At 67.9% G+C, this 26,060-nt stretch carries 20 protein-coding genes; 8 read left to right on the top strand and 12 right to left on the bottom strand.

Annotated features, from left to right (window positions below):
• Positions 1–11 precede the first annotated feature (11 nt).
• The 3 genes from AC5RUO_RS06940 (at position 12) to AC5RUO_RS06930 (ending at position 4,920) form a co-directional block, all read left to right on the top strand.
• Positions 12–3,242 (top strand): efflux RND transporter permease subunit, encoded by a 3,231-nt coding sequence (locus AC5RUO_RS06940; protein ID WP_494103133.1) that lies wholly within the window; start codon positions 12–14, stop codon positions 3,240–3,242.
• A 107-nt stretch (positions 3,243–3,349) separates the two neighbouring features.
• Positions 3,350–4,459, top strand: coding sequence for an LLM class flavin-dependent oxidoreductase (locus AC5RUO_RS06935; protein WP_494008596.1), 1,110 nt, complete (start codon positions 3,350–3,352; stop codon positions 4,457–4,459).
• On the top strand, positions 4,459–4,920 hold the full coding sequence (locus tag AC5RUO_RS06930) for a MarR family winged helix-turn-helix transcriptional regulator (protein WP_009356527.1): 462 nt from the start codon (positions 4,459–4,461) through the stop codon (positions 4,918–4,920). Before AC5RUO_RS06935 ends, AC5RUO_RS06930 begins: the two co-directional genes overlap by 1 nt.
• On the opposite strand, the gene AC5RUO_RS06925 is transcribed toward AC5RUO_RS06930, so the two are convergent.
• Positions 4,917–5,723 carry a transglutaminase-like domain-containing protein gene (locus tag AC5RUO_RS06925; RefSeq protein WP_494103132.1) on the bottom strand — a complete coding sequence of 269 codons (807 nt, stop codon included), beginning with the start codon at positions 5,721–5,723 and terminating at the stop codon, positions 4,917–4,919. The genes AC5RUO_RS06930 and AC5RUO_RS06925 overlap by 4 nt on opposite strands.
• A gap of 72 nt (positions 5,724–5,795) precedes the next feature.
• Positions 5,796–6,602, bottom strand: coding sequence for a hypothetical protein (locus AC5RUO_RS06920; RefSeq protein ID WP_494103131.1), 807 nt, complete (start codon positions 6,600–6,602; stop codon positions 5,796–5,798).
• A gap of 160 nt (positions 6,603–6,762) precedes the next feature.
• Between AC5RUO_RS06920 and AC5RUO_RS06915 the strand changes: the two genes are divergently transcribed.
• A complete protein-coding gene (locus AC5RUO_RS06915; RefSeq protein ID WP_494008599.1) occupies positions 6,763–7,422 on the top strand; it encodes a DUF1684 domain-containing protein in 660 nt (219 codons plus the stop codon).
• A gap of 105 nt (positions 7,423–7,527) precedes the next feature.
• Here AC5RUO_RS06915 and AC5RUO_RS06910 read toward each other — a convergent pair whose 3' ends face one another.
• From AC5RUO_RS06910 to AC5RUO_RS06890, 5 genes are read right to left on the bottom strand one after another with little or no spacing between them, the layout of a single operon-like run.
• On the bottom strand, positions 7,528–8,685 hold the full coding sequence (locus AC5RUO_RS06910; RefSeq protein ID WP_494103130.1) for a cysteine desulfurase family protein: 1,158 nt from the start codon (positions 8,683–8,685) through the stop codon (positions 7,528–7,530).
• A 7-nt stretch (positions 8,686–8,692) separates the two neighbouring features.
• A complete protein-coding gene (gene nadC / locus AC5RUO_RS06905) occupies positions 8,693–9,610 on the bottom strand; it encodes a carboxylating nicotinate-nucleotide diphosphorylase (RefSeq protein WP_494103129.1) in 918 nt (305 codons plus the stop codon).
• The gene (nadB, locus tag AC5RUO_RS06900) at positions 9,603–11,393 is read right to left on the bottom strand and encodes an L-aspartate oxidase (protein ID WP_494103128.1); all 1,791 of its coding nucleotides are present in this window, start codon (positions 11,391–11,393) and stop codon (positions 9,603–9,605) included. The genes nadC and nadB overlap by 8 nt, the downstream gene beginning before the upstream one ends.
• Before the next feature lie 15 nt (positions 11,394–11,408).
• Positions 11,409–12,713, bottom strand: coding sequence for a quinolinate synthase NadA (gene nadA / locus AC5RUO_RS06895; RefSeq protein WP_494050723.1), 1,305 nt, complete (start codon positions 12,711–12,713; stop codon positions 11,409–11,411).
• Positions 12,710–13,420: an NUDIX hydrolase gene (locus AC5RUO_RS06890; protein WP_494008604.1), complete on the bottom strand. Its 711-nt coding sequence runs from the start codon at positions 13,418–13,420 to the stop codon at positions 12,710–12,712. Before AC5RUO_RS06890 ends, nadA begins: the two co-directional genes overlap by 4 nt.
• Before the next feature lie 243 nt (positions 13,421–13,663).
• On the opposite strand from AC5RUO_RS06890, the gene AC5RUO_RS06885 reads away from it, so the two are divergent.
• The 3 genes from AC5RUO_RS06885 (at position 13,664) to AC5RUO_RS06875 (ending at position 16,688) form a co-directional block, all read left to right on the top strand.
• Positions 13,664–15,061, top strand: a complete 1,398-nt coding sequence (locus tag AC5RUO_RS06885; RefSeq protein WP_494008605.1) for an amino acid permease — start codon at positions 13,664–13,666, stop codon at positions 15,059–15,061.
• A gap of 63 nt (positions 15,062–15,124) precedes the next feature.
• Positions 15,125–15,952: an alpha/beta fold hydrolase gene (locus AC5RUO_RS06880; protein WP_494008606.1), complete on the top strand. Its 828-nt coding sequence runs from the start codon at positions 15,125–15,127 to the stop codon at positions 15,950–15,952.
• 88 nt (positions 15,953–16,040) lie between these two features.
• Positions 16,041–16,688: a phosphoribosyltransferase gene (locus AC5RUO_RS06875; protein WP_494051335.1), complete on the top strand. Its 648-nt coding sequence runs from the start codon at positions 16,041–16,043 to the stop codon at positions 16,686–16,688.
• 164 nt (positions 16,689–16,852) lie between these two features.
• Here AC5RUO_RS06875 and AC5RUO_RS06870 read toward each other — a convergent pair whose 3' ends face one another.
• Positions 16,853–18,184, bottom strand: a complete 1,332-nt coding sequence (locus AC5RUO_RS06870; protein WP_494008607.1) for an MFS transporter — start codon at positions 18,182–18,184, stop codon at positions 16,853–16,855.
• A 252-nt stretch (positions 18,185–18,436) separates the two neighbouring features.
• On the opposite strand from AC5RUO_RS06870, the gene AC5RUO_RS06865 reads away from it, so the two are divergent.
• Positions 18,437–19,171: an IclR family transcriptional regulator gene (locus AC5RUO_RS06865; protein WP_494008608.1), complete on the top strand. Its 735-nt coding sequence runs from the start codon at positions 18,437–18,439 to the stop codon at positions 19,169–19,171.
• 51 nt (positions 19,172–19,222) lie between these two features.
• Here the strand turns inward: AC5RUO_RS06865 and AC5RUO_RS06860 are convergent, their stop codons facing one another.
• From AC5RUO_RS06860 to AC5RUO_RS06845, 4 genes are all read right to left on the bottom strand, one after another.
• Positions 19,223–20,548 (bottom strand): MFS transporter, encoded by a 1,326-nt coding sequence (locus AC5RUO_RS06860; RefSeq protein ID WP_494050725.1) that lies wholly within the window; start codon positions 20,546–20,548, stop codon positions 19,223–19,225.
• Positions 20,549–20,680: 132 nt separating this feature from the next.
• Positions 20,681–23,776: an AAA family ATPase gene (locus AC5RUO_RS06855; RefSeq protein ID WP_494103127.1), complete on the bottom strand. Its 3,096-nt coding sequence runs from the start codon at positions 23,774–23,776 to the stop codon at positions 20,681–20,683.
• Positions 23,773–24,951 (bottom strand): exonuclease SbcCD subunit D, encoded by a 1,179-nt coding sequence (locus AC5RUO_RS06850; RefSeq protein WP_494008611.1) that lies wholly within the window; start codon positions 24,949–24,951, stop codon positions 23,773–23,775. The genes AC5RUO_RS06855 and AC5RUO_RS06850 overlap by 4 nt, the downstream gene beginning before the upstream one ends.
• A gap of 57 nt (positions 24,952–25,008) precedes the next feature.
• Positions 25,009–25,956 carry an aquaporin gene (locus tag AC5RUO_RS06845; protein ID WP_494103126.1) on the bottom strand — a complete coding sequence of 316 codons (948 nt, stop codon included), beginning with the start codon at positions 25,954–25,956 and terminating at the stop codon, positions 25,009–25,011.
• Positions 25,957–26,060: the final 104 nt, after the last annotated feature.

The following is a 26,060-nucleotide window of genomic DNA, read 5'->3' as shown; positions in this document are numbered from 1 at the left end:
GAGTTCATGCGATGTTCCGTCTGGCCCACCTCTCCCTGGCGAACCGGGCGCTGATCGCACTGATCACCGTCTTCGCGTCCGTCTTCGGTGTGATTACCATGACGTCGCTGAAGCAGGAGCTCATTCCTTCCATTGAGTTCCCGCAGATCACGGTACTCACGGCCATGCCCGGAGCCTCTCCGGAGGTTGTGGACAAACAGGTGAGCGGGCCGCTGGAGACGGCGCTCAACGGGGTGGAGGGGCTGGAGTCCACCTCCTCCACTTCCCGGAACGGGGTTTCGCAGATCACCCTGGTGTTCACCTATGGCTCCAACCTGGACCGCGCCCGCGCCCAGATCGACCGCGCAATCTCCAACGCCAAGAGGACGCTGCCGGAGGATGTCCAGCCGCAGGCCATCGCTGGCAGCATCAGTGACTTCCCCATCGTTTTCCTGGCCGTGTCCTCGGACAAACCGCTCAGCGAGCTCAACGCCGACCTTCAGCGGCTGAGCGTGCCGAGGCTGCAGAAGATCGACGGCGTCCGGGGAGCCGACGTCACGGGCGGCGCCACCCAGCACATCGAGATCCTTCCGCGCCCGGAGGCCATGGCCGCCGCGGGGGCCAGCATCACCTCCATCCGGGACGCGCTGGCAAACAATGGCGCACTGGTGCCGGCCGGAACCCTGGAGGAACAAGGCAAGACGCTGTCGCTGCAGATCGGCAGCCCCGTGGACTCGCTCGATGCCATCAAGGCCCTGCCGCTTTCCGGGACCAGGAACTCCGCAACCGTTGGCAGCGTGGCAGATGTGTCGCTGCAGGACGACGAACGCACGTCCATCACCCGTACCAACGGGGAGGAAACCCTTGCGGTGTCCGTCACCAAGAAGCCCGAGGGTGACACCGTGGCCATCTCCCACGCCGTGCGGGACATACTGGGCGACCTGGAGACCGAGCTGGGATCCGGCGCGAAGTTCACGCCCGTCTTCGACCAGGCACCCTTCATCGAAAAGTCCATCAAGGACCTGACCACCGAAGGCCTGTTGGGACTGGGCTTCGCCGTGGCCGTCATCCTGGTCTTCCTGATGTCCGCCCGTTCCACCCTGGTGACCGCGGTTTCCATCCCCCTGTCCCTGCTGATCACCTTTATCGGGTTGTCCGCCACCAAATACTCGCTGAACATCCTGACACTTGGCGCGCTGACCATCGCCATCGGCCGGGTGGTGGACGACTCGATCGTTGTCATCGAAAACATCAAGCGGCACCTCACGTACGGGGAGGAGAAGGTCACCGCCATCCTCACCGCCATCCGGGAGGTTGCCGGCGCCATCACCGCCTCCACCCTGACCACGGTGGCCGTGTTCCTCCCCATTGCCTTCGTGGGCGAACTGGCCGGCGAGCTGTTCCGGCCCTTCGCCCTGACTGTCACCATGGCACTGCTGGCCTCCCTACTGGTCTCACTGACCATCGTTCCGGTCCTGGCCTACTGGTTCCTCCGGAACAAGGGCGCAGCGCCCGGCCTGCAGGCCGATTCTGCCGCGGCCCGTGCTTTCGCCGCCGAAGCGCGGGCGAAGGCGCAGGAAGCCGAGCAGCGCAGCCGGCTGCAGCGGGGCTACCTGCCCATCCTCACCTCCACCCAGAAGCACCCCATCATCACCCTGGTGGCTGCGGCGCTGGTCCTGGGCGCAACCGCTGCCATGGCTCCCCTGCTGGCCACCAACCTCCTCGGCAACTCCGGCCAGAACAGCATGACCGTGCGCCAGGTGCTCCCCGCCGGAACCAGCCTGGCGGACACCAGTGCGGCGGCCGTCCGGCTGGAGGCGGTACTGCGCGGCATCGACGGCATTGAAGACGTCCAGGTGACGTCCGGCAACGCGCAGGCCGGGTTCGCCGCCCTCGTCTCCACCGGCTCCTCGAATTCGACATTCACTGTGGTCACCGACGAAAAGGCGGACCAGGTGGAGCTGCAGGACACCGTGCGCTCCGAACTGGCCAAGGTGCCGGATTCGGGCAAGGTATCCGTGGGGACGCAGCAGGGCGGTTTCGGCACGTCCTCCACGGTGGACATCACCCTCAAGGCAGCCAGCACGGCCGACCTGCAGGAAGCCAGCGACACGATGGTTGCGGCCATGGCCGGTGTCCCGGGCAGCAGCGAGGTGGAAACCAACCTGGCAGCCGCCCAGCCCGTGGTGCAGGTGAAGGTGGACAGGGCCAAGGCGGTGGCAGCGGGCCTCAACGAAGAACAGGTTGCCGGGGTCCTTGCGTCCACTATCAGCCCCATCCCGGCAGGCGAAGTCCGGATCGAGACCGACGACTTCCCCGTGCAGATCGGCAAGGGAACCCGGTTCACCAGCATCGACGCCGTCCGGAACATCCCGCTGCCCGCAGCTGCCGGCCCTGTGACCCTAGGCAGCATCGCGTCAGTGGAACAGGTGGACGTTCCGGTCTCCATCACGGCCAGCAACGGGCAGCGGACCGCACGGGTGTCCGTCACGCCGTCGGGCTCCAACCTTGGCGCGGTCAGCGCCGAAGTCCAGAAGCGCCTGGCCGATGTGCAGCTCCCGCCCGGGGTGACCGCCGAAATCGGCGGCGCAACCACGCAGCAGGCGGAATCGTTCCGGCAGCTCGGCCTGGCCCTGCTGGCGGCCATCGCCATCGTGTACGTGATCATGGTGGCCACCTTCAAGTCCCTGGTCCAGCCGCTGATCCTGCTGGTCTCCGTGCCGTTCGCGGCCACCGGGGCCGTGGCCCTGCTGCTGGTGACAGGCGTCCCGCTTGGCCTGCCGTCCCTGATCGGCATGCTCATGCTGGTGGGCATTGTGGTCACCAACGCCATCGTGCTGATCGACCTCATCAACCAGTACCGGCAGCCGCGTGACGGACGGCCGGGCATGAACGTTGCGGACGCCATCACGCACGGTGCCCGCCAGCGGCTTCGGCCCATCCTCATGACGGCGCTGGCAACGGTCTTCGCCCTCACCCCCATGGCGATGGGCCTGACGGGCGGCGGGGGCTTCATTTCGCAGCCGCTGGCCGTGGTGGTGATCGGCGGGCTTGTCTCGTCCACTGCCCTGACGCTCGTCCTCGTCCCGGTGCTGTACCGGTTGGTGGAGGGCCGGCGCGAGAAGAAGGCGCTGCTCCGGGAGCTCCAGGAGCGCCCCGAGTTTGCCCAGGCGGCCGACGTGGATGATGAATTCGACGACTGGACCACGGGAATGGTGCCGAAGGTCAGCGGCCGCCGTGCCGCCCAGGGAAGCCCGGAGTAGAACAGGGAATATTCGCCGCCCGGCCGCGTTGTATCCGGCGATAGATGCAAATGCATCTAAGTTGGTTTACACTTGAACCAAGCTCGCAACTCAGGAAAGGGCACATCATGCAGATCGGCGTCTTCAGCGTCAGCGATATCACCACGGACCCCACCACGGGCCGCACTCCCACCGAGAACGAGCGGATCAAGGCCTCGGTTGCCATCGCCAAAAAGGTCGAAGAGATCGGGATGGACGTGTACGCCCTGGGCGAGCACCACAACCGTCCGTTCTTCTCTTCCTCCCCCACCACAACGCTCGCCTACATCGCGGCGCAGACCGAGCGGATCATCCTGTCAACGGCCACCACGCTGATCACCACGAACGATCCCGTGAAGATCGCCGAGGACTTTGCGATGCTCCAGCACCTTGCCGACGGGCGCGTGGACCTGGTCCTGGGCCGCGGCAACACTGCCCCGGTGTACCCCTGGTTCGGCAAGAACATCCAGGACGGCGTGGAGCTGGCCATCGAGAACTACAGCCTGCTGCGCCGGCTTTGGGACGAGGACACCGTAAACTGGTCCGGAAAGTTCCGCACTCCGCTGCAGAACTTCACCTCCACGCCCCGCCCGCTCGACGGCGTCGCCCCCTTCGTCTGGCACGGGTCCATCCGGACGCCGCAGATCGCCGAAGTGGCTGCGTACTACGGTGACGGCTTCTTCGCCAACAACATCTTCTGGCCCAAGGAGCACTACCAGCAGCTGATCGGCCTTTACCGCGAGCGCTACGAGCACTACGGGCACGGCAAGGCGGACCAGGCGATCGTCGGCTTGGGCGGCCAGTTCTTCATGCGGAAGAACTCACAGGACGCGGTCAAGGAATTCCGGCCCTACTTCGACAACGCCCCGGTTTACGGGCACGGGCCGTCGCTGGAGGATTTCACCGCGCAGACGCCCCTCACGGTGGGCAGCCCGCAGGAAGTCATTGAAAAGACCCTGACCTTCCGCGAGCACTTCGGCGACTACCAGCGGCAGCTGTTCCTGATTGACCACGCCGGACTTCCGCTGAAGACGGTCCTGGAGCAGCTGGACCTGTTCGGCGAGGAAGTCCTTCCCGTGCTGCGCAAGGAGTACGCCGCCCGCAAGCCCGCCCACGTTCCCGAGCCGCCCACCCACGCAGGCCGGGTCGCCACGCTGCTGGCTGCCCAGGACGCCGCAAAGACCCCGGCGGAGGCGTAATGGCTGCCGGAGGACCGGAATCGCCCGTCCGTCTCGCGGCGGAGACCTGGGAGTCGCTGTTCCGGGCCCAGGTGGCTGTGATGCGCAAGCTGCAGTCGGGCCCGGCCTTCCGGAAGCTCGCGGTGAACGAGTACGACGTCCTGTTCACGCTGTCCCGCTGCCCCTCCGGCTGGCTGCGGCTCAACGAGCTCAATGACAACGTCCTGTTGAGCCAGTCCAGCCTGAGCCGGCTGGTGGAGCGGCTGGAGAAGCGCGGGCTGGTGGCACGGATGCCCGCACCGGAGGACGGCCGCGGCATCCTGATCCAGCTCACTGACGAAGGCCGGGAACTCCAGAAGGAGATTGGCCGCGAGCACGTGCGCGACATTTCGGCGCTGGTGGGCCCGGCCCTGACTCCGGCGGAGCAGAAGGAGCTCCGGCGGCTGACGGACAAACTCCGGGATTCCCTGGGAAAACGCTAGCCCAGCTGCACCAGCCGGCCGGCGTCCTCAACCGGCAGGTCGCCGTTAACGACGGCGGTGACCTTCAGCTGGTTGAGGACCAGGCTGCCGCCCACCGTCGAGAGGAAGGCGGTATCGGAGGAGTCCCGGCCGGCGGTGATGCGCAGCATCGACTCGCGCGGGGCCAGCCCCGTGGGGTCGATGACGTGCCAGGCGCCGTCCACGTAGGCCTCGGCCACGGCGTGGAAGTCCATGGGGTTGAGGCCGGGGGCGTAGACCGCCGCCAGGCGGGCCGGAATGTCCTTGGACCGCAGCAGGGCGATGGCCAGGTGCGCGAAGTCCCGGCACACGCCGCGCCTGCTGAGGAGCGTTTCCACGGCCCCGTCCGTGCCGCGGGACGAGCCGCTCAGGTAGCGGAGTTCGCCGTGGACCCAGTTGCGCACCGCCTGCAGCAGGCCGGCGCCGGAGACGCTGTCGAATTCGGCATAGGCGGTGGGCAGCAGCCGGTCCGACTCCGCGTACCGGCTGGGACGGACGTAGCGGATGCGGTCGGCGAGAGCGGTGTCCTCCGGCTCCCCCCGGCCGGCTACCGTGGCCGCGTACTCCACTATCACGTCGGATGGTTCGCTGAACTCCATGTAGTGGAACCTGCCGCCGTGGTGGTCGCCGATCTCGGTCAGCGCCACCTCCTCGCCGTCCGCCCTAACGGACAAGGACTCCTCGAACGAGGAATAGCCGCTGTTCCGCGCCACTGCGATGGCCATGGCCACCTTGGTGTTGGCTGCGGTGCGGAAGGCCAGGCGTGCGGAAACAGAGCGTTCCATGAATCTCCGGGGGTGTCGGCGTCGGAAGGAAAGCCGCCGCCCTTCCGGCACCTGTGGGAGCCGGCAGCGGGACTAGTTTTTGATCTCCAGAGACATTAGCATCCGCTGCACGTTGGCAAAGTCCGTGCTTCCCTCCACATACTCCGCTGCCTGCCCAAGTGTGTCGAACGCCTTCGCGGGGGCCACCTTCTGGTCCGGCGCGAACGCCTTCAGGGACACCAGGTCGCCGAAGGACCAGTCCCCCTTGCCGGCTGGTCCGCGGACCACGTTTCGAAGTTCGCAGGCCTGGTTGCCGGCGCCGCCCACCACGTTTGTGATGCCGTAGGACCCGAAGAACCTGTACCCCTGGATCACCCGGAACACCATTCGTGGCGGAATGGTCCCCTCGCCGCCCCCGGCCGCCACGTCCACCGGCAGGCTGCTGATCACGGTGTACGGCTTGCGGGCGCTTTCGGGGCAGTCAGCGGCCGACGGCGGCAGTCCGGTCCGCAAGGCAGCCATGAACGTGCCGTCGGGCTTCTTGACCTCGATCTTCAGCGCGCCGGGGAGCGTCCCCTCGTCGGGCGTCACGGACTGGGCGATCCAGTCCTGGGGCAGCTCGAAACTTACTGTCCTTGCGGGATCGGAAAACGTCTTCCAGGCAGCGGCCGTGGGGGCAGGTGATGGTCCCGCGGTGGCCGTGGCGGAAGCACCGTCCGTGGCAGGTGCCCTTGACGCTCCGGAACCGGCACTTGGGCCGGCAGTTGACTGTGGCGCCGCATCGGGCTGCGCGGTCCAGCCAGGACCGCTTTCCTGCTGCCCTGAGCATCCTGCCACGGTCAGGGCGGCGGCCAGCAGGAAGACCGCGGACAGGACTGGAACCGGTGCCTTGCCTCTCATGAAGCCAGCCTAGCGGCGCTTCCCTGCCCGGCACGGCGGCCGGCGGGCGTGTTTCCCCTACGCCCCGACTGTCCGGGACGCCACCGGCAGGACCGGGCGCACCCGGCGGGCGTGTCGCGACGGGACCGGCATACGTGTCACGGGGACTAGGCTGGGGACTATGGCGGAACAGCACGGCACGGCCGAAGAAAACCCCGCGGACATTTCCGCCGTCGACATCGCCGACTGGCGGCTCCGGACCTTTGCGCTTTACGAAAACGTCCGGAAGATCTCCGGTGAAAACCCGGCGGAAGCCCACTCCTACTGGCGGCACCAGCGGGACCTCATGTTTGCCACGCACCCGGCCTCGGCCCTCACCGCCGAAGGCAAGGCGCTGTTCTCCGGCCTCAAAACGGCCGACTACGACCCCATCTACCGGTTCCATGTGCCGCTGACTAAGGAGGGCGCAGGCCGGGAAATGGCAGTGGACACCGGTACTGACGGCGTGGTCCACTTCATCCGGCTGGGCACGTTTGACCTGCCGGAAATGGGGCAGCTGGCTGTGTGGAAGCTGCATGGATACGGCGGCGGCATCTTCGTGCCGTTCAGGGATGCGACCGCCGGCCAGCCAGGCGGCAGCTACGGCGGCGGACGGTACCTCCTGGACACCATCAAGGGCGCCTTCCACGGCGTCCAGGGCACCGGCCCGGATGCCACATTCGTCCTGGACTTCAACTTTGCCTACAACCCGTCCTGCGCCTACAACGAGGCGTGGGCGTGCCCCCTGCCGGGCCCGGCCAACCGGCTGGCGGTGGATATCCCCGTGGGCGAGCTGTACTGAGCCCGCTGGGCCGTGCCGTCGTCGCGCCGCTGGGTAGCGGCGTTGGGCAGCGGTGTTGAAAGGCGCCGTTGCGCAGCACTGCTGACTAACCGTTGGGCAGCGCCGTCAGCCCGCGCCCAGGGCCCGGACGCTCGTGACGGCGGAACCAACAGCGGCGGCCGCAGCGTCCAGGTCCTCCGCGGTGACGGACGCATCGAAGCTGAACCGGACCGCCGTCTGGGCAACCTCGGCGGGAATCCCCAGTGCCGTCAGCACCGGCGACGGTGCATCTGAGCCGGCGGCACACGCTGAGCCGCTGGAGCACACCACGCCCTGGCGTTCCAGTTCCAGCAGCACGGACTCGCCGCTGGTGCCCGGGAAGCAGAATGACGCCACGGACGGGAGACGGGCCGCGGGATGGCCGGTGAGGACCGCACCGGGGACGGCGGACAACACTGCACTGATGAAGTTGTCCTGAAGCGCAGCGACCCTTGCCTGCTGGTCCTGCTGGCGTGCCTGGGAGAGCGCCAAGGCCGTGGCCAGGCCGACGGCCCCGGCAACGTTCTCCGTGCCGGACCGCCGGCCCCGTTCCTGCCCGCCCCCGTGGATAAGGGGCTCTACCCTTGTCCGGCCCCGGACGTACAGCACGCCACAGCCTTTGGGCGCCCCCAGTTTGTGGCCGGAAATGCTCATTGCGTCCACGCCGAGGGCCTTGCTGTCCAGGGGCAGCCAGCCCGCCGCCTGCACTGCGTCGGTGTGGAAGGGGACTCCGCGCTCCCGGGCCAGGGCGGCCAGCTCCGCGACCGGCTGGACGGTGCCCACCTCATTGTTGGCGTACATCACGCTGACCAGCGCCGTTTCCGGCCGGAGGACATCCTTGAGCGCCGCGGGAGTCACCTGCCCGGAGCTGTCCACCGGGACCACGTCCACGCTGAAGCCGTGGAAGCGTTCCAGGTAGCGGGCGGACTCCTCCACGGCCGGGTGTTCGACGGCGCTGATCACCACCCGGTTCAAGGCAGGGTCAGCGGCCTGCCGGGCCAGGGCGATGCCCTTTACGGCCAGGTTGTCCGCTTCGGTTCCTCCCGATGTAAACGTCACTTCGCCCGGCCGGCAGCCCAGTGCGGCGGCCACGGAGGCGCGGGCATCGGCGAGTGCCCGCGCGGCGGACTCCCCCAGCGTGTGGTGGCTGGACGGGTTCCCGAATTCTCCGGTGAGGTAGGGCCACATGGCCTCGAGAACCTCACGGCGGACCGGGGTCGTGGCGGCGGCGTCCAGGAAAATCACAGTGCGCTCACCCGACGGTCAGTTCCACGTCCAGGCCGAGGTCAAGGGCTGCCACTGTGTGGGTCAGGGCACCGACGGAGATCACGTCCACGCCGGTGGCGGCGATCGCTGCGACCGTGTGGATGTTGACGTTCCCGCTCGCTTCCACCCGGGCCCGTCCTGCCACCAGGGCAACTCCTGCGGCCAGCTCTTCGATGCTGAAGTTATCCAGCATGATGGTGTCCACGCCTGCCGCCAGGACCGGTTCGATCTGGTCCATCCGGTCCACTTCCACTTCGAAGTGGGTGGTGTGCCCCAGGTGCGCCCTGGCCTCGAGCAGCAGTTCCGTGAGCCTGGCGGGATCCCCGCCGGTCATTACTGCCAGGTGGTTGTCCTTGGCCAGCACGGCGTCGGAAAGGCTGTACCGGTGGTTGGCCCCGCCCCCGCAGCGGACGGCGAAGCGCTCCAGGATCCGCAGGCCGGGGGTGGTTTTGCGGGTGTCGGTGATCCGTGCCCGCGTGCCTTCTGTCAGCTGCACGAACTCGGCGGTCCAGGTGGCGATGGCGGACATCCGCTGGACCAGGTTGAGTGCAACCCGCTCGGCGAGCAGCACGGACCTGGCGGGGCCGCTGACGCGGGCGAGGTGGGTGCCGGCGTCGAACGCCTCCCCGTCCGCCACCAGCAATTCAACGCTGATGTCCGGATCCACCAGCTGCATGGCATCACGGAACACCGTGGCCCCGCTCAGGACGCCGGGCACGCGGGCGTTCAGCACGGCCGTGGCGCGGGCGGCAGCCGGGATCAGCAGCTGGGAAGTGATGTCCCCTGCGGGCGCGTCCTCGGCGAGGGCACGTTCCAGGATTTCCCGGACGGGTCCTGCCGGAAGGGTCAGGCCGGGGACCGGCCGGGGACGGACAGCCTGGTCGATTACGGAGTGCTCAGTCATGGACAAGGCTCGCTTTCGGACGAAGTGAAATGGTTTCGACGGGTTCGTCGCTGCGGTAATGGGCACCAAGGGATTCGGAGCGTTCCAGCGCGGCAGCAACGAGCAACCGGGCAGCCAACAGCAGATTCCGGTCTCCAAGGGCGGACGGGTCCCGGCCCGGCTCCGCAGCAACAGCAACAGTGTCAGGCCGAACGACGCCGACCCACGCCTCCAGAGTTTCAGCGGCCTCAGCCAACAGCTCCCCCGACCGCAGTACCCCGGCATTAGAAGTCATCAACCGCCGCAGAGCTCCCCGGGAGAACGGTTCACTCCCCCCACCGAAGTTGGCAAGCGGACTCCCAGCCGAAGCACCCGATTCGGCCACCCCGTCAGTTGGAAGCCCCTCTGAAGGTGACCCGCCCTCGTCGACTGCCGGGGCTCCGGAAGCGTACGTCAAAGGGAGGCCGCCCGCGGCCGAGCTAGTACGCGGAGGAGCGCCGTCAGGCGACACCCAGGCAGAGCAGTCACCTGAGAGAAAAGATTCAACAGCGCGGCGGCCGAAGACGAGTCCTTCGAGGAGCGAGTTGCTGGCCAAACGGTTTCCCCCGTGGACACCGGTGCGGGCGACTTCGCCGGCGGCGTAGAGCCCGGGGATGCTGGTGCGTGCGGAGTAATCGGTGGCGACGCCGCCCATCCAGTAGTGGGCCGCCGGTGCCACGGGGACAAGTTCACGGGTCCAGTCGATGCCGGCCTCGCGGGTCTTCCGGGTGAGGGTGGGGAACCGGCGCTCGAGGAACCCTGCGCCGCGTGCCTGCTCTATGACCCGTGCGTCGAGGTAGACGTGGCCGTTGGGGTCGCCGAGTTTGGCCAGGTGGAGGGCGATGCTCCGCGACACGACGTCTCGCGGGGCGAGTTCGGCGTCGGGGTGGTAGGCACGCATGAAGCGGCGCCCGCCGGAGTCCACCAGGATGGCACCTTCCCCGCGGACCGCTTCGGAGATCAGCAGTGGCCCGGCTGCGGCGGCAGGTTCGCCAGCCGTGTCCACCATGCAGGTCGGGTGGAACTGGAAGAATTCGAGGTCTGCGGTGGCTGCGCCGGCACGGACGGCGAGCGCCAGGCCGTCGGCGGTGGCAACGCCGGGGTTGGTGGTCTGGGCGAACAGCTGTCCGGCACCACCGGTGGCCAGCAGAACGGCATCCGCTTCGATGCTGGCGGTACGGCCGTCCTGCAGGTACTCTAGTCCGGTGACCCGGCCGCCGTCCTGCAGGAGGGCGGTTGCGTAGGCCCGGCTCAGAACCTTGAGTCTTCCTTCCGCCTGTGCTGTAAACACGGAACGGATCAGGGCTTCGGCGACCCTGGCACCGGTGGCATCGCCGCCGGCATGGAGGATGCGTGGCGCGCTGTGGGCGGCTTCGAGGCCAAGGGCCGGGCCGCCGTCGTTCCCCATGTCAAAGCGCACGCCGAAGCGCCGGAGGCCCTCGATGTCCAGCCGCGCTTCGGTGCACATGAGCCGGACGGCCCCTTCATCACAATGCCCCGCCCCGGCCCGCAGCGTGTCCGCGATGTGCGCGGCCACGGTATCGCCGGCCGCGGGGTCCTGGAGCACGGCCGAAATCCCGCCCTGCGCGTACCAGGTGTTGCTCTCGTCCAGCCGGCCCTTGGTCAGCAGGACGGTATCGGCACCGGCGTCGGCCGCCAGCAGGGCGGCGTACAGGCCGGCGATGCCGCTCCCGACGACGAGGAGCCGCCGCCGGGCGGGAGCTCCTGAGCTGGCCCCGGGCGGGACCGTCCCTCGTTCGAACATGGTGGGAGGCTTTCGCTATGGCCTGGCCGCGAGCATGCGCTCGAGGGCGGTCCGGGCATTGGCCTGCACGGCGTCGTCCACGGTGATCCTGTTGACCACGCGGCCGGCAACAAGTTCCTCCAGCACCCAGGCGAGGTAGCCGGGGTGGATCCGGTACATGGTGGAGCAGGGACAGATGACGGGGTCCAGGCAGAAGATGGTGTGCTGCGGATATTCTGCAGCCAGCCGGTTCACCATGTTGATCTCGGTGCCGATCGCGAAGGTTGTGGGCTCCGTGGCGCCGGCGATGGCTTTCTTGATGAAGTCCGTCGAACCGGCGGAATCCGCGGCGTCCACCACTTCCATGGGGCATTCCGGGTGGACGATCACCTGGACGCCGGGGAAATCGGCCCGTGCCTTGTCGATCTGGGCGGTAGTGAAGCGCTTGTGTACCGAGCAGAACCCGTGCCACAGGATCACCCGGGAATCCAGGAGCGCCTGCTCCACGTTGCCGCCGAGCTCCTTGCGCGGGTTCCACATGGGCATCTGCTCCAGCGGCACGCCCAGCGCTTTGGCCGTGTTGCGGCCCAGGTGCTGGTCCGGGAAGAACAGCACGCGCTGTGCCCGCTGGAAGGCCCATTCAAGGACTGTCTTTGCGTTGGACGAGGTGCACACGATGCCCCCGTGCTCGCCGCAAAACGCCTTGAGGGCTGCCGAGGAATTCATGTACGTGACGGGAATGACCGGAACCCGGCCGTCGGCGTCGGGCTCGGTGCCGAAGATTTCCTCCAGCTGTTCCCAGCACTCGGCCACCGAATCGGCGTCGGCCATGTCCGCCATGGAGCAGCCGGCGGCGAGGTTGGGCAGGATGACGGCCTGGTCGGGCTTGGAGAGGATGTCCGCAGTTTCGGCCATGAAGTGGACTCCGCAGAAGATGATCGCCTCTGCGTCGGGCCGGGTCAGGGCGGCGTTGGCAAGCTGGAAGGAATCGCCCACGAAGTCCGCGTACTGGACAACCTCGTCCCGCTGGTAGAAGTGCCCCAGGATGACGGCCCGGTCCCCCAGTGCCGCTTTGGCGGCGGTGATGCGTTCGGCAAGCTCGGCGTCGCTGGCCAGCTTGTATTCCTCGGGCAGCTGTCCCTGCCGTGGTGTGGCCGCCGGGGCCACGTCGGCGCTGGAGGCTCCGGGACCGTAGGCCGGGATGCCGGCGAGCGCCTCTGCCAGATCGTAGTCCCATGGGCCCTTGGCGAGGGCGGGGCTGCAGGTGCTGCCTTTGGCGGCTGCGCCCTTTTCGGCCTGTTCACGCGTGATCAGCTGGATTGCGGTGTTGACGCTGCTCATAGTGTGCTCCTGTTGTCTGGATCAAGGCCGGGCCGGCCGGTGAAGCGGTAGAGGCGGGGCGGGCGGTGTTTGCCGCCCTGGAGGAAGTGGTCTGTTTCTTCGATTTCCGGGGTGGACCTGAGCTGGCGCCGGAAGTTGGCGGGATCCAGCTGGCGGTCCAGGACCGCTTCGTAGACCTCGCGGACCTGGGCCAGGGTGAAGTACTCGCCCAGGAGGTGGTACGCCACCGAGCCGTAGGCCAGCTTGTTCCGCAGGCGCCAGAGTGCGTAGTCCACGATCGCGTTGTGGTCGAACGCCAGGTCGCCCAACCGGTCCGCCCGGAACCACCGCACGTTCTCTGAAACGTCAGCCAGCGCTGCCTCCGTCGGCTGGACCAGGGCCCAGTAGACGATGGAGACCACCCGCTGGGTGGGTGACCGGTGCAGGCCGCCGAAGGCGTACAGCTGCTCGAGGTAGTTGGGGGCCAGGCCGGTCGTTTCCCGAAGGTTCCGTGATGCGGCGTCCTGGAGGGACTCCTCATGGCTGAGCGGTCCGCCCGGCAGGGCCCACAGCCCCTTGAAGGGTTCGCGGATGCGGCGCACCAGCGGCAGCCACAGGGTGGGCCGGCCCGACGTTTCACTGGGACGCAACGCGAAGATCACCGTGGAGATGGCAAGCGAAGGGGGCGCGGCACGGCGCTCGGAAACGTTCGCTGAGCTGTAGTACATGCATCCACCTCCTCACTCATAACGGTCCGGCTGCGTGGCCACAGTAGTTATGGTCAACATGACCATAACTGATTCTAAGGGCAGCAGGCTATAAACCAGAAATGTGTCTCACAGCGGAAACGCGGCCCGGGCCGGATGCGCCCGGGGGCGCAGCCGGGGCGGTTCGGCAGGGCGCCCGCCAGGCGGTAAATTCGAGTGGTCCCAAGAGGATGAAAACCCAAGACCCCAAGAAGGTTCACTTCCATGACGACGAAGTCCGCCCCCGCCCGCCCACAGCACCACCTCGGCCACAGCATGAAGCCCCGACAGCTCACCATGATGGGGCTTGGATCCGCCATCGGCGCCGGCTTGTTCCTCGGTTCCGGCGCCGGCATCCAGGCGGCGGGCCCCGCGGTGCTGGTCTCCTACCTTGTGGCGGGGACACTCATCATCCTGGTGATGTGGGCACTGGGTGAGATGGCGGCGGCAAACCCGAACAGCGGGGCCTTCTCCGTCTACGCCGAAAGGGCCCTGGGCAAGACCGCGGGGGCCACCATCGGGTGGCTGTGGTGGCTGCAGCTGGTGGTGGTCATCGCCGCCGAAGCACTCGGTGCCGCGGGGCTGCTGTTTTCGGTATGGCCCGTCATCCCGGTTTGGGCTCTCGCGCTCGTGTTCATGGTGGTGTTCACCGGCATCAACCTGGCCGGGGTCCGGAACTTCGGGGAGTTCGAATTCTGGTTCGCCATCCTCAAGGTGGCCGCGATCGTCCTGTTCCTGATAGTGGGCGCAGCCCTTCTGCTGGGACTCCTGCCGGACGTTGCCTCCCCGGGCCTGGCAAACCTCACCACGGACTTCGCCCCCCAAGGACTGGGAGGCATCGCCTCGGCACTCTTCGTGGTGATCTTCGCCTTCGGCGGAACGGAGATCGTTTCCGTGGCGGCAGCGGAGACGGAGGATCCCGAGCACAGCGTGGGAAAAGCCATCCGCACCGTGGTGTGGCGGATCCTGGTGTTCTACATCGGCTCGGTATTCGTCATCGCGGCCGTCCTTCCCGCCACGTCCGGCGGGCTGGCGTCGCCTTTCGCCGGCGTCCTCGGTGTCGCCGGCATCCCGGGTGCCGCCACCGCCATAACCCTGGTGGCCGTCGTAGCACTCCTCTCTGCGCTGAATGCCAACCTGTACGGCGCGTCGCGGATGGTCTATTCGCTGGCTGAGCGGGGGGAGGCGCCGGCTTTCCTGTCCCGGCTGGCCGGGCAGAGCGTCCCCATGCTGGCGGTTGCGGTCTCCGTTGCATTCGGCTTCATTGCCACCGTCCTGGAACTGCTGTTTCCGGAGCGCATCCTTCCGGCCCTCTTCCAGCTGGTGGGATCCACTTGCCTGGTGGTGTGGGGCAGCGCACTGGTATCCCAGCTGGTGCTGCGCCGGCGCGCGGACCGGGAGGGCATTCCACTCCCCCTGCGGATGAAGGGCTTCCCGGGCCTCACCATCGTTGGCCTGGTCCTGCTGGGACTGATCTTTGCGGTCGGCTTCAGCGCCGCCACCAGCCGCGTGCAGCTTTTCAGCACCTTTGCCCTGATCGCCGGCATCGCCCTCGCCTGCGCACTGGGAGCCCGCTTCGCAAGCCGGACCTCCGGCACCGCGGGGCACCAGCACGGCAGGTAGAGTGATGCCAGGCACCGTCGCGCCGGGTCTGCCCGGACGCATGAGTTGATGAGGACTGACAGCATGAGCGGCAGGCACACCGGCCAACAGCAAACGCATACCGTCGAGGGTACGGACCCCCAGCTGTACGTGGGGGTTCACGAACCGGCGGAGGACGCCGGGCTCCGGCCGGTGCTGCTGCTGCACGGCTTTTCCTCCTCCTCCAAGCTGAACTGGGAGGACACCGGCTGGGTGCAGGCCCTGCTGCAGGCCGGACGCCGGGTGATCACCGTGGACCTGCCGGGGCACGGCCGCAGCGGCGCGCCGGAGGACCGCGACTCCTACTCCCCCAGCAGGATCCGGGCGGACCTGCTCCAGGCCGCGTTCGACGCCGGTGTCCGGCCGCTGCAGGAGGATGACCCTTCCAGCGGACTCGACGTTGTGGGCTATTCGCTGGGTTCCCGGCTCGCCTGGGAGTTCGGCGCCACCCAGCCGGAAATCGTCCACCGCCTGGTTCTTGGCGGAGCGAACACCGCCGATCCGCTGGCCGAGTTCGACCTGGTGGCCGCGCAGGACTACCTGGCCGACGGCACCCCGATAGCTGACGAGTCCACCGCACGCCTCCTGAAGATGGCCCTGCTGCTGCCCAGCAACAACATCTTTGCCCTCCTGTCCCTGGTGGAGGCCATCAAGGCCGAACCCTACGACCCCGCCGAGGCCGTCCCGCACGTTCCGATGCTCCTGGTCTCCGGCGACCAGGACGAACGGGTGGGCAGCCTTCCGAAACTCGCTGAGCTGGCGGCAAGCGCCGGTTCCATGGCCGAACAGCTTGTCCTGCCGGGACGCAACCACACCAACGCCGTTACCAGCCGGGCCTTCAAGCAGGCCGCCATCGCGTTCCTGGCCATCTAGGTCCCGCGTCCCTGCCGCATGGCCAGGGCGCCGGCCACCGGGGCTGGCGGTAGGCTGAAACCAGGTGCAGGCAAGCCTGGAGGAGCAGATGGTTACGCGTTTCGAAGACCGCATGGAGGCCGGCGAGCGCCTGGCCGCGGTGCTTCCGCAGTTCCGGGAGCGGCCGGACACCCTGGTCCTGGGCCTGGCACGTGGCGGGATCCCCGTGGCCGCTGCGGCGGCCAAGGCCCTCTACCTTCCCCTGGGAACGGTGCTGGTGCGGAAACTGGGCATCCCCGGCCATGAGGAGACCGCCTATGGAGCACTGGCGTGGGCACGCGGCCGCACCGTCCGGCTCCTCAACAAACCCCTGCTTGACCGCGTCCTGGAGCACGGGGTGCGCCGCGAGTGGCTTGATGAGGTGGAGCAGCGCGAGCGCGCCGAACTTCTTCGCCGCGTGGACCTCTACCCCGGCACCGGCCATGACCTGCGCGGGAAGACTGTGGTGCTGGTGGACGACGGCCTGGCTACCGGCGCCACCATGCGGGCCGCCGTCGAGGCAGTCCGCGAAGGTGGGGCCGCCACCGTGGTGGCCGCCGCCCCGGTGGCGTCCATCGATGCCGAGGCCTCCGTGGAGCGCGTCTGCGACGCCGTGCTCTGCCTGCACGTGCCGGGCAAGTTCCGTGCGGTGGGCAGCTTCTACCGGCATTTCGAACAACTGACCGACGACGCCGCCATCAGCTTCCTGGGGCAGTAGCACTTCCAGCCACACGGCGGCGGGCCCGGACCACATGGTCCGGGCCCGCCGTCGGCCTGTCTTCAGGGGCTTCCCGGTCGGACCATCTGCCGGATAGACAGGGCTGGGCCCACGCCATCAGGGTCCCCTGGCCGAGCGAAGCGAGGTTAGGGCGACGGTGGGGACTAGTGGTGGCTGACTCCCAGCGGCCGGCCCTTGGTTTCCTTGGCCAGCACCACGCCGATGGCGGAGATGACGCAGAGCACCATGATGTAGATGCCGATGGAGCCCGTCCACCTGGTGGTCTGCAGCAGGGTCTCGGCGATGGTGGCCGCAAACGCGCCGCCCAGGATCGCGCCGAAGGCGTAGCCGATGGAAATGCCCGAGTAGCGGACATTGGCAGGGAACATTTCGGCGTACATCGCGGACATGGGGCCATACGAGAGGCCCAGTCCGATGGTTAGGACGAACAGAGCCACACCGTAGAGCCAGATGTTCTTCGTGTCTATCAGGGCGAACATGGGAATCATCCAGACGAAGATGATGGCGTAACCCGTGAGGAACGTCTTGACCCGGCCGATCCGGTCCGAGAGCCAGCCTCCCGCCAAGGTAAAGATCAGCCAGCCGAACGACGCAAGGGTGGTGGCCAGGAGAACCTGGGGTGTAGGCATCTGCAGGGTCCGGGTGGCGTAGGCGATGAAGAAGGCGATCAGCAGATAGCCGGCAGCATTGTTCGCGATGAAAATCATGGTGGAGTACAGGACCGGCTTTTTGTGGTTCCGGACCAGCTCACCCAGCGGGGCTTTGCTTTCCTGCTTCCGTGCGGCCATTTCCTGGAACACCGGGCTTTCGGCCACGGCGCGGCGGATCAGGTAGCCAACAACGATGAGGACGATCGAGAGCAGGAACGGCACGCGCCAGCCCCATGTGGTGAAATCTTCCCGTGGCATGCTGGTGTTGAGCAGGAACAGCAGGCCTGTGGCCAGGATCATGCCGATCGGCACACCGATCTGCGGGTAGGCACCGAACAGGCCGCGTTTGTTCAGTGGCGCATGTTCAACCGCCATCAGCGCCGCCCCTCCCCATTCACCTCCAGCAGAGAATCCCTGGAGGATGCGGAGCAGGATCAGGAGGATAGGCGCCCACGCGCCGATCTGGGCATAGGTGGGCAGCATGCCGATCAAGGCGGTGGCAGCGCCCATCATCACGAGCGTCATCACAAGCACCGCCTTGCGACCCAGCCGGTCGCCCAAGTGGCCTGCGACGACGGCGCCGAGCGGCCGGAACAGGAAGCTGATGCCGATCAGGGCGAAGGAGAGGATCTGGGCCAGGCCGGGGTTCGATTCGTTCAGCGGTGCCAGGAACAGCGGTGACAGCAGCGTTGCGGTCAACTGGGCAAAGATGAAGAAGTCGTACCACTCGATGGTGGTGCCCACCAGGGTGCCGGCGAGGACCTTACGTTCCTCCCGGCGGGTGCTGGGGCCGGCAAGGGTGTCCACCTTGGACGGTGTGGTCATTGAAACTCCATTGTTCAGTGGCAGCTTTGCCGCCGGGACGCCTTCAGGATTACCGACAGAACGGTCAGTTAGTTAGAAGGGTACTACGAATTTGTGAGGCAAAACACGCCCTGCAAGAATTTTCACTCCCGCTGACGCCTTGGATGCTGAGTTCCATATGGGAATCCGCGGTTCACATTCCGAAAAAGTTTGCGAACTGGGCCACAATAGGAAGTACGGAACGCAATCGGCCGGCCACCTAGGATGGAAACCATGACCCCCACCGCCGCAGCCCCTTCAGGCGCCGCGCCGGCGCAGGCTTCCGCGTCCCAGACGCTGTCCAGGGGCATCCGTGCCCTGGAAATCCTCGCCGCCGCCTCCGGCCCGATGACCATCGCGGAACTTGCTGACGCCATGGGGGTGCACCGGTCGGTGGCCTACCGGATCCTGCGGACCCTTGAAGACCATTCGCTCCTGGTGCGGGACGACGCCGGCAAGGTCCAGCCGGGGCCCGGGCTGGCTGTCCTGGCGCGCGGGGTTTCGCGGAACCTCCAGGCCGCGGCGCTTCCCGAGCTGACGCACCTCGCCAATACCCTCGACATGACGGCGTTCGTGGCGGTGTGGGACCACCACGACTGCATCACCCTGGTCACGGTTGAGCCGAGGCATTCAGGGGCAACGGTGGCGCAGCATCCCGGCACCCGGCACCCGATCAATGCCGGTGCACCCGGCATTGCCATCCAGTCGGCACTCACGGAAGCCGAATGGGACCGGCTGAACACAGGAATCCCCTACCGCCCGGAGGCGGGCGAGGCACGCCGGAAGGGATACTCGGCCAGCCACGACGAAGTCATTGCGGGCGTATCCTCGCTGGCAGCCCCGGTTCGGGTGCCTGGCGGACGCCCGGCCGCGCTCGCCGTCGTCTATATCCGTTCCGCCCATGATCCGGAGACAGTGGGGGCTGCCCTTGCCGAAAGCGCCGCCCGGATCGAGCGCCAGCTGGCCTAGCGGCACGTCAGTTGCCCGCCTGCCGGGTGCTCAGGACCCGGGAGGCCACGGTCAGTTGCCCGCCTGCCGGGTGCTCAGGACCCTGGCGGCCGCGGCTCCGAGCAGAGCCAGTACGACGGCGGCGCCGACGGGAACCGCGAATGCCGCGTGGTGGCCGCCGGCCTCTGCCAGGTAGCCGCCGATGGAAGAGCCGAGCGCTGTTCCCGCCACGATCCCGCTGGCCAAGGCAGTCATGACCGTGCCCAGCCGGCCGGCAGGTGCCAGCAGGCCGCCGGCCGCGAAAACGGTGACCATGACCGGGCCCACGGGGAGCCCGAGGATGAGCAGGACTGCCACCATGGCGGCGAGCGAGGACGGAACGAGCAGCAGCAGCGCCAGCAGTGCCATCAGCGCTGCAGACAGGATCCACCGCCGGGAGAGCCCGAACCGCTGGGGCCAGTAGGCGACCGAGAGGGCGGCAGCGGCGGAGCTCAGGCCCATGACGGCGTACAGCAGTCCGGCGAGTTCAGATCCTGCCTGGCCGGCCGAGAAGGAACTCAAGGCAGCCTGTGTGGAGCCGAAGAAAGTTCCCATGCAGACCATGGCCGCCACGGGCAGGGCCACCGCCGCGGGGATCCTGCCGGCGACCATGGTGCCCTGGCCGTCCTTGGTGCCATTGTCGCCCTTGGCGCGTTTCGGGCCCGGCCGCACCGCCCGGTGGGTGGGATGGGCGGCGAAGGCGGGCACCAGGATGATGGTCATCGCTGCAGCAAGCGCCAGCGGAAGCCAGGGAGCCAGGAGGCTGGCGAGGATGCCTACCAGTGCCGGACCCAGGACAAAGGTCACCTCATCCGCAGTGCTTTCGTAGGACAAGGCGGTATCCAGGTCCCGCTTGCCGGCCTTCGCAGGCCCATGCAGTGTCAGGGCCATCCAGCGGACCCGTGCCAGCGGGCCTACCTGCGGGCAGCTGGCGCCGGCGGCGAAGGCGGCAGCCAGGATTGCCGGGTGGAAGCCGCCGGAGCTGCCCAGGCCCGTGCCTGTGAGGATCAATGCCACCACTGCTGCGGTGTTGATGAGCGCGGAAGCCATCAGGACTGGACGCTGCCCCCGCCTGTCGGCAAGGGCACCAAGCACGGGGGCACCCAGGGCCGAGCCGATGCCGACCGCCCCGGCCGCCGTCCCGCCCGCGGCGTAGGATCCGCTGACGGAGGTGATCATGGTGAGCGTGCCGACGGTGAGCATGGCCAATGGCAGGCGGGCGAAGAGCCCAATGGCGATGAAGCCGCGGCCGGCAAGGTGGGAAAGCCGGGCGAACCGCCCCCGCGGTGGAGTGCCTGAGGGGGAAACCTGGCTGCTGGGGCTGGCGGTGTGTGTGGACGGGGAGGCTGGTGATGTCATTCCGGGCTCGTTCAGTTCATGCGCATCGTCCCTCCTCCCGATGCGCGCAACCCGGTAACCGGACAATTATAGCGCGGAAGTCATAGCGCGCCCCCGGATGCCTCGCGGGGTATCCGGGGCGGGACTGGCCAGTCAGGCCCCAAGATCCGCAGCCTCGGATATCCGCAGCGTGGACCCGTTCCGGCCCTTCAGCACCTGCAACTGGGTGCCGATGCGCTGCTTCATTTCGCCGACGTGGCTAACGAGCCCCACCACGCGCCCCCCGTCGCGCAGTCCTTCCAGCGCGTCCATGACCTGCTCCAGCGACTGCTCGTCAAGGCTCCCGAATCCCTCGTCGACAAATAGTGTCTCGATCTCGACGCCGCCTGCTTCCTGCTGCACGACGTCCGCAAGGCCAAGCGCCAGGGACAGGGATGCCATGAACGATTCACCGCCGGACAGGGTGGAAGTATCGCGGCGATACCCGGTCCATTGGTCCACCACCTCCAAACCCAGCCCGGACTTGGCACCCCTGGCGGCCTTGGCATCGGTGTGCTGCAGCAGGTAGCGGCCATCACTCATCGCCACCAGGCGCTCGGACGCAGCGAGGGCCACCTGCTCAAGCCGCGCCGCCAGGACGTAGCTGTTCAGGCTCATCCTGTACGTGTTCTCCCCCCGGCCGGCCGCGGCATCGGCCAAGCCGGCGAGCATCTGTGCATGGTCGGCTGGCCCCCGGACAGACTCGCTCAATGTCTCATACTCTGCGCTGATGGCGGCCAGAGATTCCAGGCAGCGGCCCGCCATGCCGGCCGCGAGCTGGGCATCGCGCGCTTCCTGACGGGCAGCAGCGGCGGCGTCACGCAAGGCGGCAAACCGTTGCTCGTCAACGGTGAATCCGGCGGCCTGTTCTTCAAGCGCCAGCACGATGTCCTCCGACGCAAAGAGTTCGTCCACTCTGGCTGCCTCATCCCGGGCGGCACGGACCTCATCCTCCAGGATGGCTGCCTGGGCGGAGGGAAGCAGCTGCTGCCTGGCTTCTTCGGCAGTGGCGAAGCCCGCCTCGGGCAGTGCCAGCTCCAGCTGTATCCGGGCGTCCGCGGCCTGCGTCCGCGCACGCTCCAGTTGTGCCGCGGCCTCCACGGCCTTGTCCAGCACAGCAACCGCGTCCTCCAAGGACCGCAGTCGATGGGACAAGGTGCGGTGGCCGCCGCGCAGCTCCGACAGCGCCTGGTCCAGCGAGGCAGACTGCCCGGACAAATCTGCCAAGGAGCCGTTTGCCTGGTGCAGTTCCGCTTCCATTCCGGCCTTTGACGCCTGGCCGGCGGCGAGGTCTGCATCCAGGGCATCCAGGCGGGTCCTGACTGCCGCAAGTTCCTTGACTGCAGCGTCGGCTTCGGCGGCCGCGGCACGGGCCGCTTCCGCGCCGCCCAGGGCTTCAGTTTCGGGTGTGTCCCCGCCCTGGCCTGCGAGGACGGCCACCTGCTGGTTCGCTTCAGTCAGTTCTGCACTAACCAGGGCGAAGGCGGCTTCTGCAGCTTCATAGGCGGCGTGGGCGGCGTCCTCCTCCTGGGCCAGGCCCGGGCCTCCGGACCCGGCAGCGGCGGGGGCGGGATGGTCGCTGCTGCCGCAAACCGCGCACGGCTCACCCTCGACCAGCTGCGCGGCCAGCTCGGCAGCTGCGTTTGCCAGCCGCTCTTCCCGAAGATCCAGCCACCGGCGTTTGGCTTCCAACTGGTTGTCGCGGGAGGCGTCGTACCGCAGCTTCACGGAGTCACGGGCTGCGGCAGCCGCAGCGTGCCGGCGGACAACGTCCAGCAATTCAGTGGCCGCTGCAGCTTCCTTGGTCCGCAGCGCGGCGGTCCCGGCGTGCTGGACCAACCGTTCCAGGCCGCCAGCTAGCCGGTCGCGTTCTTCCTGGAGCGATGCCAGGCGGTGGTCCAGTCCGGAGATCCCTCCTTCCAGTTCCTGTTGCTTCCCGGCCAGCCGGTTCTGCTGCTTGCGGAGGGCCTGCAGCCTGTCCTCGTCGGGCAACCTTGCCTCGACGACCGCCAGGAGCGAGCGCAGGCGCCCCAGCTCCCCAGCGGCAGCCGCAGCGCCGGCACCGGCCAGCCCTGCACCCTGCAAACCAGCATTATCCTGGTCAGGCTCTTCGGCCCAGCCTGGATCCAGCCGCGCAAGCTCACTGCTGTCTTCCGCGGCGAGGCGAAGCAGGGTGATTGCGGACTCGGCGGCGCCGGCGGCATTCCTTACCCTGGCCTCGGCCGCGTCCACGCCCTTCAGGTGCCCGTCGAGGACCGCTGCCTGCCGGTGGCGCGCCAGGCGAAGGGCCAGGCTTTCCAGCCGCGGCGCGGCCTCCTGGACAGCTGCCCGGCGGGATCCTGCGGTCTCAAGCCTGCGGCACCGTTCTATCCTGGCGCCTTCTTCATCAACGGCGCGCGCTTGCGTGCCGCTCTCCATGTCGGCCGCCTTTGCCAGGTCCGTCAGGTGGTCCAAGCGTTGCCCGACTGCATCGCGCAGCCATTCCAGCCGTGCGGCCATATTCTCGGCGGGCGGGGCGTCAGCCGCATCCAGCTCCACGGCAGCTGCTTCGGACTCTGCCCGTGCCGCGAGGACTTCGAGTTGGCCGGCCAGGGCAGAGACTTTCTCCCTTGCCTCACCTGCCTGGCGCGAGAGTTCCTGTTCCAGGGCCTCAAAACGCTGGGTGCCGAAGAGTTTTTGCAGCAGCTCCAGCCGGTCGGCAGCCTTTGACCGCAGGAATGCGGCAAAGTCGCCCTGCGGAAGCATCACCACGCGGGTGAACTGTTCCCGATCCATGCCTAGCAGGGCCAGGATCTCAACTCCGGCCTCGTCATTCCGTGCCGATTTCTCCACCCACGCGCCGTCCACGAGCTCCCGAAGGAGCGTCTTGGCCTGCTGCGTGGTGAACCCGTTCTTGCCCCGCGTACTGGGCTTGTCCCAGGCCGGCGAGCGCGTCACTTCAAACCGCCGCCCCTGTGCCGAGAATTCACAGCTGACCGCTGGCTCCTGTCCGGGTTCAGCATGGTCGCTGCGCAGCCGCTTGCCGTCCTGGCGGGCCCCGGGAACGGACCCGTACAGGGCAAAGCAAATGGCATCCAGGACGCTGGTCTTTCCGGCGCCGGTGGGTCCGTTGAGGAGGAACAGTCCGTGGCCGCTCAACCGGTCAAAATCGATGTCTTCGGTGCCGGCAAAGGGGCCGAAGCCGGAGATGCGCAGGTGGTGGATCCTCATCGGGAACCCTCCAGGTAACGGACGTTCTCAAGGGCGGCGGCAAGGGCTGCTTGCTCAGCCGCGTCCGGGACGCGGCCGCGCACGTGCTCCAGGAACCCGCAGCACACAGCGAGGTCGTCCGGTGCCTCGGCGAGCCTGCTGCTGTAGGTGGCGGTACTGGCGGCTGTCCCGCCCTGGGGGTCGAAGCCCAGGACCAGGGTGTCAGGAAACCGCGCCCGGAGCCGGTCCATTGCCCGGGCGGGCCGTTGCGCGTCCGTGAGGGTGATCTGGCAGTAGGCAGTTTCCGCCCATCCGTGCTCCGGCGACTCCAGGAGGTCCTGCAATGGACCCCGCAGGACAGCCAGGGTGCGGGGTGCTTCGAACAGCACTTCGTCCACGCCCTTGACACCATCCGCTCCAATGTCCACCAGCCAGGCCCCTTTCCGGTGCCGCGCCTCTGAAAAGGAATAGGCCAGCGGGGATCCGGAATACCGCACCTCCGGGGACAATGCCTGGCGGCCGTGCAGGTGGCCGAGGGCGGTGTAGCTGAAACCCTCGAAGAGGTCCAGGGGGACGGCACCCACTCCCCCGATGCTGAGATCGCGTTCGCTGTCCGAGCTGATGCCGCCGCTGGCGAAGGTGTGGGCCAAGACCACCGGGTGGACAGTGGAGGTGGCCGCACGGCGCTCAATGTCTTCCCGGATGAGCTTTGTGGCAGCCTGGGTGACCTCGAAGTGGCTGGCCGTCTGCACGCCCAGCTGCCCCGCGACAAGCCGGGGCTCAAGCCAGGGGATGCCGTAGATGGCCAGTACGGCTTCCTTCCCGGCCCGGTCCGCGCCGAGTGGCAACAGCAATGGCTCGTCCAGGTTCTCCACACGGGTCCGGAGGTGCACGCCCCCGCGTTCCAACAGCCGCGCGGCAAAGCCGAGGCGGATGGCGGAGTCGTGGTTTCCGCTGGTCAGCACCACCTTGGCGCCAGCCGACGTGAGCCGGACCAGCGCCTCGTCCAGCAGGTGGACCACGTCCACGCCCGGCAGGGCGCGGTCGTAGACATCACCGGCGATCAGGACAACATCCACCTGGTGCCCGGCGACCGCCTCGACGAGCTGGTTGATGAAGGCGCGCTGGGACTCCAGCATGCCCACGCCGTGGAAGGAGCGGCCCAGGTGCCAGTCCGATGTGTGTAGTAACCGCATATTCCCAAGCTAGCGGGAGCCACTGACAGTTTGCGCCACCGCCGCAGCTGCCTGCTTTCAGCCCTTCTTGCCCTCGAAGAATTCCTGTGCCTCGCTGGGGCCGCCGTCCCTGTCCCTTCCGGGGAGTGACGTTTCCCCCGCCGGGGCGGCCAGGGACGCTGCGCGGCCTTCGTCGTCGGACACGTCCAAACCGCCGGGCTCGCCAGGTTCGACGCCTGCCTGCGGTTCTGCAACGGCGCCTTCACCTGCCGGATCAACACCCCGGAAGGTGCGGAACACCAGGCCGGCGATGGCTGCGCCGGCCAGCGGCGCGGCAAGGAAAACCCACAGCTGTTCCATCGCCCAGCCTGAGCTGAAGAATGCGGATGCGGTGGCACGCGCCGGGTTGAACGGCAGGTTGCCCACCGCCTGTCCCAGCTGCAGCAGGGCCGCGAACGTCAAGCCAACGGCAACCGGCGCAGCGGCGCTGCTTGCCCGGCCGCGGGCTGCTGCGCCGAGGAACACGGAGACGATGATGGCGGCGCCGAGGACCTCCAGGAGCAGCACGGCGGCCAGTGGCGCCTGGACGATGGAGTGCTCGCCAAAGCCGGCGGTGACTGTGTCGAACGCCGTGCGGCTGTCCGCAATCCCGGGAAGGGTCCGCAGGACCGCGTAAAGCGCCAGTGCACCCAGTGACGCCCCGGCAAGCTGGGCCGCCACGTAGGCAGTGGCAGCCCCGGCACGGATGCGTCCCGCCAGGAGGTGGCCCAGGGTGATGGCCGGGTTGAAGTGGCCGCCCGAAACGTGGCCGAACGCGAGCATCGCAGCGGTCACGGCCAGGCCGGTGGCGAGCGCTGCAGGCATCGGGCTGGACTGCGGGATGCTGAACAGCGGCACCCCCAGGCCGGCGACGGCCAGGAACAGGCTGCCGAACCCCTCGGCAGCCAGCCTGGGCATCAGGCCGGGCCGGACGGCGTCCGGGCTGGCGTTCAGGGCGTCGGGTCGGGCTGGAATGGGGGTGCTCATCGTGGAACCTTCAAGTCGGTGTTCATGCGGGTGCTGCCGCCAGGCAGCCTGAACATTATTCCAGCCCAGGCTGGAGGTTTGCTGAGCGGCCCGGAGCGAGCAAG

It is taken from the genome of Arthrobacter sp. Y3221087, assembly GCF_059089905.1.
This window is presented reverse-complemented; position numbering and strand designations above follow the sequence as displayed.